Origin of the sequence: Streptomyces sp. NBC_00271 (genome assembly GCF_036178845.1) — a bacterium.
In the GTDB taxonomy this organism is placed as follows: domain Bacteria; phylum Actinomycetota; class Actinomycetes; order Streptomycetales; family Streptomycetaceae; genus Streptomyces.
Window position 1 is genome coordinate 5,088,774 of record NZ_CP108070.1, and the last position, 14,721, is coordinate 5,103,494.

Sequence of the window (14,721 nt, forward strand, 5' to 3'; positions counted from 1 at the left end):
GGTGGTACCGCTGCTCGGCGGGGTGCTCAGTAGCGGTAGTGGTCCGACTTGTACGGGCCCTCGACCTCTACGCCGATGTACGCGGCCTGCTCCGGGCGGAGCGTGGTGAGCTTGACGCCGAGGGCGTCGAGGTGGAGGCGGGCGACCTTCTCGTCGAGGTGCTTGGGCAGCACGTAGACGTCGGTCGGGTACTCGTCGGGCTTGGTGAACAGCTCGATCTGGGCCAGGGTCTGGTCCGCGAACGAGTTGGACATCACGAACGAGGGGTGGCCGGTGGCGTTGCCCAGGTTCAGCAGGCGGCCCTCGGACAGAACGATGATCACCTTGCCGTCGGGGAACTTCCAGGTGTGAACCTGCGGCTTGACCTCGTCCTTGACGATGCCCGGGATCTTCGCGAGGCCGGCCATGTCGATCTCGTTGTCGAAGTGACCGATGTTGCCCACGATCGCCTGGTGCTTCATCTTGGCCATGTCCGAGGCCATGATGATGTCCTTGTTGCCGGTCGTGGTGACGAAGATGTCGCCCTTGTCGACGACCTCGTCGAGGGTCGTGACCTGGTAACCGTCCATCGCCGCCTGCAGGGCGCAGATCGGGTCGATCTCGGTGATGATCACCCGGGCGCCCTGGCCGCGCAGGGACTCCGCGCAGCCCTTGCCCACGTCGCCGTAGCCGAGGACGACTGCGGTCTTGCCACCGATGAGGACGTCGGTGGCGCGGTTGATGCCGTCGATCAGGGAGTGGCGGCAGCCGTACTTGTTGTCGAACTTCGACTTGGTGACGGCGTCGTTCACGTTGATCGCCGGGAACAGGAGGGTGCCGTCGCGGTGCATCTCGTAGAGACGGTGGACACCGGTCGTGGTCTCCTCGGTCACGCCGCGGATCTCCGAGGCGAGCTGGGTCCACTTCTGCGAGCCGTCGGTGATGGTGCGGTGCAGGAGTTCGAGGACGAAGCGGTGCTCCTCGGACTCAGCGGTGTCGACGGACGGGACCTTGCCGTCCTTCTCGTACTCGACGCCCTTGTGGACGAGGAGGGTGGCGTCACCGCCGTCGTCCAGGATCATGTTCGGGCCGCCGGTGGGGGTGTTCGGCCAGGTCAGAGCCTGCTCCGTGCACCACCAGTACTCCTCCAGGGTCTCGCCCTTCCAGGCGAAGACCGGGACGCCCTGCGGGTTGTCGGGCGTGCCGTTCGGGCCGACCGCGATGGCGGCGGCGGCGTGGTCCTGGGTGGAGAAGATGTTGCAGGAGGCCCAGCGGACCTCGGCGCCGAGGGCGACGAGGGTCTCGATGAGGACGGCGGTCTGCACCGTCATGTGCAGGGAGCCGGTGACGCGGGCGCCCGCGAGGGGCTGCGTGGCGGCGTACTCCTTGCGGATCGACATCAGGCCGGGCATCTCGTGCTCGGCGAGGGTGATCTCCTTGCGGCCGAACTCGGCCAGGGAGAGGTCGGCGACCTTGAAGTCCTGTCGGTTGTCGACAGTCGTCATGACGAGCTGCTCCTCGGGGTCTGGATTGGGGCGAGGTGGATACGGCTGTCTGCGCGGCGCGGGGCATACGCATGCCCGAGCAGGGCACGGACGTGCCCCGCAGCAGGGCACAGGAGTGCCTGGTGCGCGCAGCGCAGTCCGTCGGAGGCCCTCTCTCCCTCGGCCGGTCCGCGGTGGGACCGCCCGACCGCCATCAGCAGCGACGTCTGGCTCAGCCCCCAAGCTACACCGGTCGCCCCGGGCCGCCCCAGTCCGCCTCCGGCCGACGATCGTTGCGGACAAGGTGTGCGGCTCGTCTTCGGGCGGGTGAGTGCCAGGGGGTGAGTGCCGGGTGGGTCAGTGCTCGGAAGGTGTCTGGGCGGGGCCCCCGGGGGTCGCTTCGGGGTTCGGGCCCTTTGCGGCCTCCACCTCGCTGTAGATGTCCGGCTCCAGGTAGATCACGCGGGCGATCGGGACGGCGGCGCGGATGCGGGACTCGGCGGCGTTGATCGCGGTGGCGACCTCGGCGGCCGTGTCGTCGTGCTGGACGGCGATCTTCGCGGCGACCAGGAGCTCCTCCGGGCCGAGGTGGAGCGTGCGCATGTGGATGATGCCGGTGACCGTGTGGCCGTCGACGATCGAGGCCTCGATCTTCTTGACCTCTTCGATGCCCGCGGCCTCGCCCAGCAGGAGGGACTTGGTCTCGGCGGCGAGGACCAGCGCGATCAAGATGAGCAGGATGCCGATGCAGAGCGTGCCGATACCGTCCCAGACGCCGTCGCCCGTGAGCAGGGCGAGGCCGACGCCGCCGAGGGCGAGGACCAGACCGATGAGCGCGCCGAAGTCCTCCAGGAGGACGACCGGCAGCTCGGGGGCCTTGGCGCGGCGGATGAACTGCGACCAGGAGTGCGTGCCCCGCAGTTCGTTGGACTCCTTGATGGCCGTACGGAAGGAGAAGCCCTCGGCGATGATCGCGAACACCAGGACGCCCACCGGCCAGTACCAGTGCTCGATCTCGTGCGGGTGCTTGATCTTCTCGTAGCCCTCGTAGACGGCGAACATGCCGCCGACCGAGAAGAGGACGATCGAGACGAGGAAGGCGTAGATGTAGCGCTCGCGGCCGTACCCGAAGGGGTGCTGGGGGGTCGCCTCGCGCTGGGCCTTCTTGCCACCGATCAGGAGCAGGGCCTGGTTGCCGGAGTCGGCGAGCGAGTGGACGCCCTCGGCGAGCATCGAGGACGAACCGCTGAACGCGAACGCCACGAACTTCGATGCCGCGATCGCGAGATTGGCGCCGAGTGCCGCCACGATCGCCCTGGTGCCGCCTGAAGCGCTCATGTGCTCCTGCTGTCCCTTCGTCCGCCGTCCGGGCCCCGTTCGTACGCTCGTACGCCGGTCCGGGCTTTGCCCGCCCTTTGCGGTGGGCCATTGTTGCAGCCCGGTTCGACGGCGGTACGTCTGGCCGCCACAGTCGCCTCGTCAGGCCACCACTGTCGCACGGAAGATCGTGCCGGAACCGGACACCTCTGCCTTTTCGCCCGCTGGTACGAAGACCGACTCGCCGGGGGCGAGCATGTTGCCGTCGGCGCGTACGGAACCCGACGTGCAGAGCAGGATCTGCGGGGTGTCGCGGGTGAGGTCGTGCGGGGCGGCGCCCTCCGCGAGGGCGTACCGGGAGAGGCGGAACTCGTCGATGGGGGTCGTGTAGACCTCCTCGCCGTCCGGGGACGCCTCCGGGCGCAGGACGCCGGGGTCGCCCGCCTCGAAGCGGACGACGCGCAGGAGTTCGGGGACGTCGACGTGCTTGGGGGTCAGGCCGCAGCGCAGGACGTTGTCGCTGTTGGCCATGATTTCGACGCCGAGACCGTTCAGGTAGGCGTGCGGGACACCGGCGCCGAGGAACAACGCCTCGCCGGGCTGGAGCTGGACGTAGTTGAGGAGCATCGCGGCGATCACGCCGGGGTCGCCCGGGTAGTGGTGGGCGAGGTCGGCGTAAGGGGCGTAAGCGCCGCCGAGGCGGGCGCAGGCGGCCGCGACCTCGGTGACCGTGTGGGCCATGTCGTCGGGGTCCGCGCTCAGCACCGCCGTCAGGACCTCGCGCAGCGCCGCGTCCTCCGGGTGGGCGTGCAGGAGGTCGACGTACGGCTTGAGGGAGTCGACGTCCAGGCCGGCGAGCAGTTCGGCGGTCTCGTCGGGGTTGCGGAAGCCGCACAGGCCGTCGAACTCGGTGAGGGCGCAGATCAGTTCGGGCTTGTGGTTGGCGTCCTTGTAGTTGCGGTGCGAGGCCGATATCGGGACGCCACGGAGCTCCTCGTCCTCGTACCCCTCCTTCGCCTGCTCGAGGTTGGGGTGCACCTGGAGGGAGAGGGGCGCGCCCGCCGCGAGGATCTTGAGCAGGAACGGCAGGCGGGGGCCGAACTTGGCGACGGCCGCGCGGCCGAGTTCCTTCTCGGGGTCCTCGGCGATGACCTCGTCGAGGGGGCCGCGCGCCGTGCGGGAGGGTGCGCCCGGGTGGGCGCCCATCCACATCTCCGCCTGCGGTTCACCGGTCGGCTCGACGCCGAGCAGCCGCGGGATGGCGGTGGTCGAGCCCCAGGCGTAGGGGCGGACGGTGTTTTCGAGGCGGTCCATGTGTGTCGTTCTCTCCGTACGTGCGCTGCGCTGGTCAAGGGTCCCGGGTCGGCCGAGGCCGACCCGGGATGCCTGGCTACAAGATCAGGCCCCTGAAGCGAGCGCCAGGTAAACGGCGGCGAAATCCGTGACGGCGATCAGCTCCGCGAGGGTCTCCAGTTCGGGACCCTCCTCCGGTTCGAGTTCGCTGAGAGCGGTGTCGTGGCTGAGGGCGAGCTCGCGGGCGGCCGGGGCGGCGGTGAGGCCGCCGGCCGGGCGGTCGCGCAGGAGGACCACGCGTGCGTGGAGGACCTGCTGCTCCTCGACGCGGTCGCGGAAGAAGTCGTCGGGGTCGGCGGCCGCGGCCAGCGCGCCCGAGAGCAGGACGCTGTGGGCGGCGAGTGCCTCGGGGAGTTCCGCGGTGATGGCGGGGCGGCCGGCGAGTTCCGCGAGCGCGGCGGTGAAACGGCGGCCCGCGGGGCCCGCGGAGGTGCCTTCCGTCCAGATCACCGGGAGTACTTCGGCAAGATCGGCGGCGAGCGTCTTGGCCGGGTTGCCGTAGGGCGCGATGGCCGGGCCGCAGCGTTCGGCGACGCGGTCCAGGCGGTCGGCGACCTTCTCCAGCGCCTCGGGCGGGGCGGAGACCAGGCCGGTGCGGTCCAGCAGCACGAGCAACGGGGTGAGCAGGGCCCACAGGACGCCGGGGGAGGAGGCCGCGAAGGGTTCGGTCGGCTCGTACGGGGCGGTCGCCATCGGTACGAACAGGCCGTGCGTGCCCTGCACCTCCTCCACGATCGGGGTGCCGGCGGGGGCCACCGCTACGACGGAGCAGCCTCGCCGGTATGCCTGCTCGACGAGGAGTTCGAGGCCTGGTTCGCTGCCGTCGGGGGTGGCGATCAGCAGGAGGTCCACCGGGCCTGCCCAGCCGGGCAGTTCCCAGCGGAGGGCGCCGGATGCGGGGGCGACGCCGGTGGGGGTGAGCCGGGTGATGGGGCAGCTGGCTCCGGCGAGGGTGCCGAGCAGTTCGGCGACGCCGGTGGCGGCCAGGCCGGGGCCGGCGATCAGGACGGCGCGTGGGCGGCCGTCCGGCTTCAGTTCCGCGATTCCGGCTTCCGCGGCGTGCCGGACTGCGGTACGCACACGGGCGCCGGCCTCCGCGGCGCCCCGGAGCAGCTCGCGACGGTCGGCGCGGGCTAGCGCTTCTGGGTCGTCGAGCAGCGATTCGTCGAGCATGGGTCGGCAGCCTCCCGATCGCCGGTGTGTTGCCTCTGTCGCCTGATTCGCCTGTGGGGTGGGTGTCGCCGGTAGGGGTTTAACCGGGGCGGCGGGCCTCGTCGACGAGGAGTACGGGGATGCCGTCGCGGACGGGGTAGGCGAGGCCGCAGTCCTGGCCCGTGCAGAGCAACTCGCTCTCCTGCTCCTTGAGCGGGGCGTGGCAGGCCGGGCAGGCGAGGATCTCCAGGAGGCCGGCTTCGAGCGGCATGGGGTGTCCTTTCGAACGGGGTGGATGCGGCCTGGTCAGCGTACCGCTGTGGGGGGTGGGGTGCCGGGGTGTGTGGACGTGGTGATTTCGCCCCCGCCGCCCCTACCCGTCCCATCCCCAGGGGCTCCGCCCCTTCCACCCCGCCAGGGGCGCTGCGCCCCCGGACCCCCGCATCGCCCGAAGGGCTCGTCCTCAAACGCCGGACAGGCTGAAAGAAGCGGGCCGGGGGGTGGGATGGACAGGGTGGGTGGGGTTTGATTTTCGGACCCGGCCCCCGCCCCGGCCCCGGCCTCGCAACGCCGTGCGGGCCGAGGCTTTTAGGGGCGCGGGGAACTGCGCGACCAGTCACCCGGGGGGAGGGTCAGCCTCTGATGATGTGCAGGATCTCGTCCCGCAGCTTCGCCATCGTCGGCTCGTCCTTCGCCTCGGCGTTCAGGCGGAGGAGGGGCTCCGTGTTGGAGGGGCGGACGTTGAACCACGAGTCGTCCAAGGTGACGGTCAGACCGTCGAGCTCGTCGATGGTGACGCCCTCGCGGCCCTCGTACGCGGCCTTGATCGTGGCGAGGCGGGCCGCCTGGTCGTCGACCGTGGAGTTGATCTCGCCGGAGCCGACATAGCGGTCGTACTCGGCGACGAGCTGGGAGAGCTGGCCGTCCTGGCCGCCGAGGGCGGCGAGGACGTGCAGGGCGGCCAGCATGCCCGTGTCCGCGTTCCAGAAGTCACGGAAGTAGTAGTGCGCGGAGTGCTCGCCGCCGAAGATCGCGCCGGAGCGGGCCATCTCGGCCTTGATGAAGGAGTGGCCGACGCGGGTGCGGACCGGGGTGCCGCCGTGCTCGCGGACGACCTCGGGCACCGACCAGGACGTGATGAGGTTGTGGATGACCGTGCCGCCGCCGTGCTTGCCGAGTTCGCGGGCGGCGACCAGGGCGGTGATCGCGGACGGGGAGACCGGGTCGCCGTTCTCGTCGACGACGAAGCAGCGGTCCGCGTCGCCGTCGAAGGCGATGCCGATGTCGGCGCTCTCCTCGCGCACGCGGTGCTGGAGGTCCACGATGTTCGCCGGGTCCAGCGGGTTCGCCTCGTGGTTCGGGAACGTGCCGTCCAGTTCGAAGTACATGGGTACGAGGTCGAGGGGAAGGCCCGCGAAGACGGTCGGCACCGTGTGCCCGCCCATGCCGTTGCCCGCGTCGACCACGACCTTCAGGGGGCGGATGTCGGTCAGGTCGACGAGCGAGCGGAGGTACGCCGAGTAGTCCTCCAACGTGTCACGCTGCGTGATCGTTCCCGGTGTCGCGTCGGAGGCCGGGAGGCCCGAGTCGAGCCAGGACTCGACGAGTTCACGGATCTCGGCCAGGCCGGTGTCCTGGCCGACCGGGGCGGCGCCCGCGCGGCACATCTTGATGCCGTTGTACTGGGCGGGATTGTGCGAGGCCGTGAACATGGCGCCCGGCAGGTTGAACGCACCGGACGCGTAGTACAGCTGGTCGGTGGAGCACAGGCCGATTTCGGTCACGTCGACACCGCGTGCCGCCGCCCCGCGTGCGAAGGCGCGCGACAGGCCGGGCGACGAGGGCCGCATGTCGTGTCCGATCACGATGGCGTCCGCTCCGGTCACCTGGACGAAGGCCGCCCCGAACAGCTCGGCCATCGACTCGTCCCACTGGTCCGGGACCACCCCGCGTACGTCGTACGCCTTCACGAGCTGCGACAGATCAGCAGTCACGGCCAACCTTCCAGAAGTCCACATCGGTCGCCCCAAACTACCCGTACCGGCTGACAGCCCGCCGTGAAGGGGCCGATCGGACGCTCACCCGTCATCTGGGAGCCCCAACTGTCACCTGGGGGTAACGCACGGGCTCGAATCCGGCCGTCAGGGCAGCATCCAGTCGAGGACCGGTGAGCTCTGGCCCAGCACGATCAGACACGTGATCAACAGCAGCCCGGCGCTCCACGGGAGCACTTTGCGCAGCAGGTCGCCGTCACGGCCCCGACTCGCGCACCGTCGCCGCCCATTCCTCGACCGCCACGCGCGCGTGCGCCCGGAGTACGACGGCCGTGCACAGTCCGGCGAGCAGGACGAGGGTGCCGCCGGTCGACACGAGCGGGAGCGTGAGGACATTGCCTCCCGACCGGCTTGCCCTCGGGGGGTGACGACGTCCAGGGCGGCGGCGCCCGCCAAGGACGCGCCGATGTCGGCGAGTTGCGCGGAGACGTAGTTCGAGGCGGCGAACTGGGCGGCGACTTGGGCGAGGGTGACGACCGGTGGCGGAGGAGGCCGATGAGCCCGGCCCGGTGCGCCTTCATGCGGACGCCGCCGAGCAGGACGAGGACGATCACGACGGGCAGGGTCGCCACGAGGGCGGAGAGGCCGGGCGAGTCGGCCACGGGTTCCAGTTCCTGGACGTACACGGGCGCCTCCCCGGATTCCGCCGTGCGGAGGGTTCCGCGATGCGGAAAGCGTTTTCTCGCGGGTGAGGGAATCGTCGTGTCCGCGACAAGCCCTCGTCAAGGGGCGCGCACGACTCAGTGGAGCCGAGGGAGGCAGTTCGGGGGCGACCCTGGGTACGGAGGGGGCGGGCGCTCAGTTGTCCGGCGAGCGCAGCACCCGTAGGTGGCCGCGGCGCGCGACCTCCATCGGGTCCGCCGAGCGGGCGCCGCCACCGGCCTCAGCGGCGCGCTGCTGCGGCCTGGCCGCCTCGCGCACCGCGTTGGCGAGCGCTTCCAGATCGTCACCGCTGGGGCGGGAGGGAGCGGAGGCGTCGGCGAGCCGGACGACCTCCCAGCCGCGCGGCGCGGTGAGGCGCTCGGAGTGCTCGGCGCACAGGTCGTAGCAGTGGGGCTCGGCGTAGGTGGCGAGCGGGCCGAGGACCGCGGTCGAGTCGGCGTAGACGTACGTCAGCGTCGCGACGGCGGGGCGGCCGCAAGCGGTTCGCGAACAGCGACGTACAGGGCTCACGACGTTGGACGGTACCGCACTCTTGAGCGGGCCGCGACGACTCTCCCCCAGGTCACCCCACCGTGTCGTGCTGTGAGGCCGCCCACACAAGCCTTCGGACCGCCCGTCCTGACCTGGGGCGACATCCCGCGGCGAGATGCCGAACGGACCTGAATCCGGTCACCACTTGGCGCAAACCACGTCAATTGCCATGTGAGCGACGGTCCTGGAGGGATACGGAATCGAGCCCAAGCTTGGCTGGAATGGTCATCCTGCGACATCCGGAACGTGCGCCGGGCTTCCTGCCCCGGGCCGCGGGCAGCCGCGTGGGGGCCGGGCACGCGGACCTCGTGGGGACTACTCTTCGTCAGTGATGGACACCCCCGTACCGCCCACCGCCGCCGCACCCGGGCCCCGCCGTCGTGATCGCCACGGAAGGGGCATGCGCGGCCCCGTCGCGCCGCCCCAGGTGCCGCTCGCCGCGAGCCGCGCCGAGGTCTTCGCGGACCTGGTGCAGGACTCCGTGGAGCGGCTGGAGCGGCGCTGGCCCCAACTCGCCGACATCGACTTCATGGTCCTCGAGGTGCCCCGCCTCGACGGCTCCGGCGAGGGCTGGAGCGACGAGGCGGTGCCCCTGGGAGGCACGATCCCGGCGTACGAGGACCATCCCGCGCGCGTGGTCGTCTACCGTCGCCCGGTCGAGATCCGCACCAAGGGCCGCGACGAGCGCGCGGCGCTGGTGCACGAGGTCGTCGTGGAGCAGGTCGCGGAGCTGCTGGGGCTGACACCGGAGACGGTGGACCCGCGCTACGGCGAGGACTGAGGCCCGCCCGAGCAGTTCCGGGAGCACGGTCGCGACGCCACCGGGTCCCCTCGAGGACCCGGTGGATCACCCGTACGGGATCACTTCTTCAGCAGTACCGACAGATCCTGGTCCGCCTCCGGTACCGCCACCGTCCCGCGGTCGTCCGGGAGGGTCTGGATCGTGAACCCGGGGACGCCCTCCTGGGCGGAGGCGAGGGTCCTGGAGGCGTAGACGGGGCCTCCGGAGACGGGCTCGACCGTCAGGGCGTATGTCCCCTTGAGACCGGCCGGGACCGGTGCGTCGACGTCCTGGGTCGTACCGCCCTTGATCGTGTACGTCTTCGTCGCCGCCGTACCGCCCTCGCTGCCTGCGGACGCGGTGACCTTGACCTGGGCGCTCTGGCCGGGGGCGGACAGGGCGAGCGTGGTGCCCTTGGAGCTGTTGTCGGCGGCCGTCGCGCGCCCGCCGACCGGGCTGGTGGCCGGGATGAACGCCATCTCCTGCTTGCTGCCCTTGCCGCGCACCACCTGCAGGGCCGCGACGACCGGCGTCGAGGTTCCGGTGGAGGTGAGCACCAGGGAGCCCGCTTCGCCGCGCGTGACGTCACCGAGGTCGGCCGCCGCGGTCATGCCGGCCTTCACGTGCAGCGTCTCGTTCCCGGCCGGTGTGATCAGGCCCGAGGGCGAGGCGAGGCGGACCTTCAGGTCGGCGTCCTGGTCGCCGGGCGCGAAGGCGACCAGCCGTACGGCCGTGGCGTCCTTGGGGATGCCCGGCATGACGAGGCTGCCCGCCGGGTCGGTGGAGGCGGCCAGCCAGTCCCCGCCGATCTTGTCGTCCAGTGCCTGGACGGCGGCGCCGACGCGGCCGCTGCGGACGGTCACGTGGACGGTGAGGTCGGTCTGCTGCCCGCTCGCGAGCGTGCTCAGCAGGATCGGCTCGCTGGCGTGCGGCTGGACCGTGATGCCCTCGCCCACCGTGGACTTGAGGGTGCCGTCCTTGCCGTACAGCTCGACGTCGACGACGGCCGCCGAGTCGTCGGGGTTGGTCAAGTGCACATAGTCGGTGCGGCCGGTGGCGGTGCTGACGCCCGGGAACCAGAACTCGGTGTCCGGAGCGGTGCAGTTGGTGCCGAGCAGACCGCGGCCGGTGCCCGCGGCGACCGCGGTGGTCTCCTGGACGGTCCAGCCGGGCGCGAACTTGCCCTCGGCGGTGCCGACGAGGGCGGGCGGCTCGGCTCCGGAGCCTTCACCGGTGGCCGGCTTGCCGGGCTCCGCCGGCTTCAGGGCGGGCTTCACGGTCTTCTTACCGGTCTTCTTGCCGGTCTTCTTGCCGCTCGTGGAGTCCGCCGACTCCACGGCCGCGGCCTGCAGTTCGGCCTTGCCGCTGTCGGCGGCGCCCTGGGTGACGGGCGTGTACGACGTGTACGACGTCTCCGCGATCTCGGAGGTGCTGGGCTGCGGGCAGAGCAGGCTGGTGCGCTCCACGGGCTGCTGGGTGGCCGCCTTGGCGGTGTTGTCGCCGGAGGCGGCCGGCGCGTTGAGCGAGGCGAATCCGGTGACGGCGGCGAGCGCGGTCGCGCCGGCGATCAGGGACAGGGTGGTGCGGTTCACTGCTGGCTCCCGTCGGGGCGCTCACTGTCGGTGCCGTGCGGCGGCTGCGGAGGCGTGTTCGGGTCGTAGGCGGCGTCGTAGCCCTGGCCGGTCCCGTCGTAGCCCTGGTAGGTCTGCATCGGGTCGTACGGTGCCGTGCCCCCGTAGGCGTACGGGTCGTACTGGCCCGCCTGGTAGGGGTCCGCCTGGTACGGCTGCTGCTCGTAGGTGCCCGCCGGGTACTGCTGCTGGCCCTGGTACTGCTCGCCGCCGTAGGTGCCGTACTCGGCGCCCGGGTAGGTCGATGCGTCCCACTCGTCGTACGCCTGCTGCTGCGGGACCGATACGGGCGTCTGCTCGGCCTCCTCCTCCGGAGGAGGAAGGGCGCCCTCTTCCTGGACGGCCTGGTCGGACTGCTCCGCCTCGGCCTCGGCCTGGGCGCGCAGGCGGCGGGCGCGGCGGCCCTCGCCCGTGACGTCCTGGGCGGGGACGACCGGCTCGTCGGGGAGGTCGTCGTCGACGTCACGGCGCCGCCCGGGCAGGGCGAGGACCACCAGGACGACGGCGAGCGCGCCCTGGGCCCACAGCCAGCCGGTGTGGCTCATCGGGGCGTCGAAGGTGACGTCCAGCCTGCCGCCGCTCGCGGGCAGTTCGAAGCCCTGCGCCCAGCCGTCGACGCTGGTGCGGGTGAGCGGCTTTCCGTCCAGGGTCGCCGTCCAGCCCACGTCGGCCGTGTCGGCGAGGCGCAGCACGCGGCCCTCTCCCCCGGAGGGGATGGTGGTGTGCACTTCGACCGGCCCGGCGGCGATGGACAGGGCCTCGCCGGACTTGGGGACGATCGAGGCGCGCGAGACCTGGCTGTCCAGGCGCCACAGGGCGCTGCCGTCCTGCTGGCTGAGCCGGGTCAGGCCCGGGGTGGCGTCCAGGACGCGGCTCATCTCGCGGGGCGCGCCCTTGCGGACCAGGACGTAGCGCACGGCGAAGCCGCCGAGCTGGTCGGCCTGGTCGGCGCCGGAGCCCGCGACGAGGTTGGCGACGACCTTGTCGAGCTTCTTGTTCTCGCCGCCCTCGGCCGCGAGTTCGCCGTCGCCCATGCGGGCGCCGGAGCCGCGGACCAGGGTGTAGCCGACGCGGGCGCCGGAGTCGCTGTCGAGGACGAGGGTGCGGGCCTGGTCGCGGGTGCCGCTCTCCTCGGCGACGAACGCGGGTACCTGCACCGGGTCGCGGCGCTCCACGGGGCCGTCGGCGCCGCCGAGGACCCATCCGGCGGCCAGCAGCAGCGGGGCGGCGGCCGAGGCGAACGCGATGAGCGCGGCGACCGGCTGGCGCCAGCCGAAGCTCTGCTCGGCCACCCGCGCGCGTGCCCCGTCGGCGCCGATGGTGGCGGCGGCAAGCAGTGCGAGGCCGTAGACGAGGGTGGCGGGTCCCGCCCAGGCCGACTTGTTGGACAGCACGGCGAAGACGAGCGCCACCAGGGCGACGCCCCAGGCGGCCCACGCCGCTCGCTGCCGCTCGCCGCGCATCAGGGCGGCCAGTGCCGCCAGCACGATGCCGATGAGCATCAGTCCGCTGACCGTGCCGGGACCGCCGGGGCTGGCGCCGAGCAGGTCGAGCCCGGAGGCCGCGCTCGCGCCGTAGGGCATCCCGGCTTCCTTGAAGAAGCCGAACGGGAGCAGGGTCAGCGACCAGGGGGCGAGGACCAGCAGCGGGGTGCCGAGCTGGGCCAGAAAGCGCGGCCCGTAGGCGGTGATTTCCCTTCGGCGCACTACGAGGAGGGCGATTCCGAGGACCAGCGCGATGGGCCACACGATCGGCGTGAACGCCGTGGTGAAGGTCAGCAGGAGGGCGTACGCCCAGGTGGCGCGCCAGCTGCCGCGCGCGCCGGAGGAGTGGGCCAGCCCGCTGGCGGCGATGCCTGCGCGCGCGATGAGCGGCAGCAGGATCGCGAGGACGGCGGTGCCGATGCGGCCGCCGGCGAGGGCGCCGGCGGCGGCGGGCAGGAAGGCGTACGCCACCGACGCCCAGGCGCGCAGCAGGCGCGACTCGACGAGGGGGCGCGAGGCGAAGTACGCGGCGAAGCCGGCCAGCGGGACGGAGGCCACCAGGAGCACGGTGACCGCGAGCCCGGTGGAGCCGAGGAGCAGGGAGGACAGCAGGGCGACGAGCGCGAGGTACGGCGGCGCGGTCTCCGTGCCGCCGGCGCCCACCGGGTGCCAGCCGTCGACGTAGCGCGACCACAGCTCGGAGGCGTCGGCGGGCGCGGGCAGCAGCGCGCCGCCCGCGAGCGACCCGCTGCCGAGCAGGCCGCGGCAGGCCAGGAGGGAGACGAACAGCAGCACCAGGAAGAGCATCGGGCCGGGGTTGCGGGCGATGCGCTTGAGCCGGGCGAACTGCTCGATCTGCAGGAAGTCGGCGTCGTCGCCGCCGGGTCCGGACTCGACGGCGCCGCCGTGCCGTCCGGCGCCGGTGGTGGCGTCGGGGTCGTCGCTGCCCATGAAGTTGCCCGCGACCTGCTCGACCGTGGCGCGCACAGTGGCGCCGGGCGGCGGGAACAGCGGGCGCAGTTCGCCCTTGTCGACCTGGAGGCGACCGCGTCTGCGGCGGCCCGCGAGGATCCGCTCGGGGCGCAGCAGGATTCCCAGCAGGCCGCGGATCTCGTCGACGGCCTGTCCGGGGACCTTGCCCACGAGGTAGGCGACGGTGCGCAGCAGGGTGCCGAGGACGAGCCGGATCAGGATCCAGGGCAGCTGTGCCGTACGGGCGTTGACGAGGAGGGTGTAGACGGCACCCGCCTTGTCGACCTTGTGCGGGGAGGCGGCGGTGCGGCCCACGCAGTCGACGGTGCGGCGCTCGCGGGAGGCGGCCTCGGCGTGCCGGACGACCGCTTCGGGGGCGACGAGGACGCGGTGTCCGGCGGCCTGGGCGCGCCAGCACAGGTCGACGTCGTCACGCATCAGGGGCAGTCGGCGGTCGAAGCCGCCGAGTTCCTCGTAGACGTCGCGGCGGATCAGCATGCCGGCGGTGGACACGGCGAGCACGGGGTGGACGTGGTCGTGCTGGCCCTGGTCCTGCTCGCGGCGGTCCAGGCCCGTCCAGCGGCGGCCGGAGTTGGCGATGGTGACGCCGACCTCCAGGAGCGCTCGCCGGTCGTACCAGCCGCGCAGCTTGGGGCCGACCACGGCGACTTCCCTGCCGAGCTCCTGCTCGCTCTCCACGACCCGGAGCAGCTGGGCCAGGGCGTCGGGCTCGGGAGCGCTGTCGTCGTGCAGCAGCCAGAGCCACTGCTCCGGCTCGCCGTGCGGGAGATCCGGCATGTCGTAGGCGTCGTCGCGCCAGGTCCGGGTGACCGGGTCCCAGCCGCTGGGGCGCTTCAGATAGGGCAGGTCGTCCGGGGTGAGCACGCCGGCGCCGCGGGTGGCCTCCTCGACGGCCTGGCCGAAGCCGGTGCGCCGGGCGAGGTGCAGCACCCGGTCGGCGCCGAGTGCGTCGGTCAGCAGCTGGGCGGAGTCGTCCGCGCTGCCGGTGTCGGCCGCCACGGCGTTCTGCACCGGGCGCTCCTGGCCGAGCAGCCCGGCGAGCGCTTCGGGCAGCCAGCGGGCGCCGTCGTGGGAGACGAGGACCGCGGTCACCACGTGGCGCGGAAACTCAGGTGTGGCGGCGTCGTGTGGGACTGCCGAATGGCTGTGCACGGACATCGAGGTACGGGCCCCGGTTCGATGGACTGCGGTGGACGCCTGTGTCCGGCGGGGACAGCGGGACGTCTCGGACGAGGGCCCACACTAACGGCTGGGCAACACAGCGGCCCGCCGCCTGTGGATAACCCACCTGCGACGGGC

At 72.1% G+C, this 14,721-nt stretch carries 10 protein-coding genes; 1 reads left to right on the plus strand and 9 read right to left on the minus strand.

The genetic code is table 11. The features are described 5' to 3' along the window. Positions 1-26 precede the first annotated feature (26 nt). The 7 genes from ahcY to OG798_RS23390 all read right to left on the minus strand — a co-directional run bounded on the left by ahcY (position 27) and on the right by OG798_RS23390 (position 8,512). Entirely contained in the window at positions 27-1,484 is a 1,458-nt protein-coding gene (gene ahcY, locus OG798_RS23355) for an adenosylhomocysteinase (protein ID WP_054230216.1), read from the minus strand. Positions 1,485-1,820: 336 nt separating this feature from the next. Continuing rightward, entirely contained in the window at positions 1,821-2,801 is a 981-nt protein-coding gene (locus OG798_RS23360) for a cation diffusion facilitator family transporter (RefSeq protein WP_328757631.1), read from the minus strand. Between the two features lie 141 nt (positions 2,802-2,942). Continuing rightward, entirely contained in the window at positions 2,943-4,094 is a 1,152-nt protein-coding gene (manA, locus tag OG798_RS23365; RefSeq protein WP_328757632.1) for a mannose-6-phosphate isomerase, class I, read from the minus strand. Positions 4,095-4,178: 84 nt separating this feature from the next. Beyond that, positions 4,179-5,306: an SIS domain-containing protein gene (locus OG798_RS23370; RefSeq protein WP_095854298.1), complete on the minus strand. Its 1,128-nt coding sequence runs from the start codon at positions 5,304-5,306 to the stop codon at positions 4,179-4,181. Positions 5,307-5,385: 79 nt separating this feature from the next. Next, the gene (locus OG798_RS23375) at positions 5,386-5,556 is read right to left on the minus strand and encodes a Trm112 family protein (protein ID WP_075027380.1); all 171 of its coding nucleotides are present in this window, start codon (positions 5,554-5,556) and stop codon (positions 5,386-5,388) included. Positions 5,557-5,917: 361 nt separating this feature from the next. Then, complete coding sequence (locus tag OG798_RS23380) at positions 5,918-7,279, minus strand: phosphomannomutase/phosphoglucomutase (RefSeq protein WP_095854297.1); 1,362 nt, start codon at positions 7,277-7,279, stop codon at positions 5,918-5,920. A gap of 858 nt (positions 7,280-8,137) precedes the next feature. Beyond that, positions 8,138-8,512 (minus strand): DUF3499 domain-containing protein, encoded by a 375-nt coding sequence (locus OG798_RS23390; RefSeq protein ID WP_054229213.1) that lies wholly within the window; start codon positions 8,510-8,512, stop codon positions 8,138-8,140. A gap of 352 nt (positions 8,513-8,864) precedes the next feature. Here OG798_RS23390 and OG798_RS23395 point away from each other — a divergent pair, with 352 nt between their 5' ends. After that, on the plus strand, positions 8,865-9,314 hold the full coding sequence (locus OG798_RS23395; protein WP_095854295.1) for a metallopeptidase family protein: 450 nt from the start codon (positions 8,865-8,867) through the stop codon (positions 9,312-9,314). Positions 9,315-9,394: 80 nt separating this feature from the next. Here OG798_RS23395 and OG798_RS23400 read toward each other — a convergent pair whose 3' ends face one another. Continuing rightward, positions 9,395-10,906 (minus strand): DUF5719 family protein, encoded by a 1,512-nt coding sequence (locus tag OG798_RS23400; protein ID WP_328757633.1) that lies wholly within the window; start codon positions 10,904-10,906, stop codon positions 9,395-9,397. After that, positions 10,903-14,580: a glycosyltransferase family 2 protein gene (locus OG798_RS23405; RefSeq protein ID WP_328757634.1), complete on the minus strand. Its 3,678-nt coding sequence runs from the start codon at positions 14,578-14,580 to the stop codon at positions 10,903-10,905. Before OG798_RS23405 ends, OG798_RS23400 begins: the two co-directional genes overlap by 4 nt. Positions 14,581-14,721: the final 141 nt, after the last annotated feature.

Coding starts and splice junctions, on each gene's coding strand:
- manA (WP_328757632.1), bottom strand. CDS start 4,094: ATGGACCGCCTCGAAAACACCGTCCGCCCCTACGCCTGGGGCTCGACC.
- OG798_RS23375 (WP_075027380.1), bottom strand. CDS start 5,556: ATGCCGCTCGAAGCCGGCCTCCTGGAGATCCTCGCCTGCCCGGCCTGC.
- OG798_RS23395 (WP_095854295.1), top strand. CDS start 8,865: ATGGACACCCCCGTACCGCCCACCGCCGCCGCACCCGGGCCCCGCCGT.
- ahcY (WP_054230216.1), bottom strand. CDS start 1,484: ATGACGACTGTCGACAACCGACAGGACTTCAAGGTCGCCGACCTCTCC.
- OG798_RS23370 (WP_095854298.1), bottom strand. CDS start 5,306: ATGCTCGACGAATCGCTGCTCGACGACCCAGAAGCGCTAGCCCGCGCC.
- OG798_RS23360 (WP_328757631.1), bottom strand. CDS start 2,801: ATGAGCGCTTCAGGCGGCACCAGGGCGATCGTGGCGGCACTCGGCGCC.
- OG798_RS23405 (WP_328757634.1), bottom strand. CDS start 14,580: ATGTCCGTGCACAGCCATTCGGCAGTCCCACACGACGCCGCCACACCT.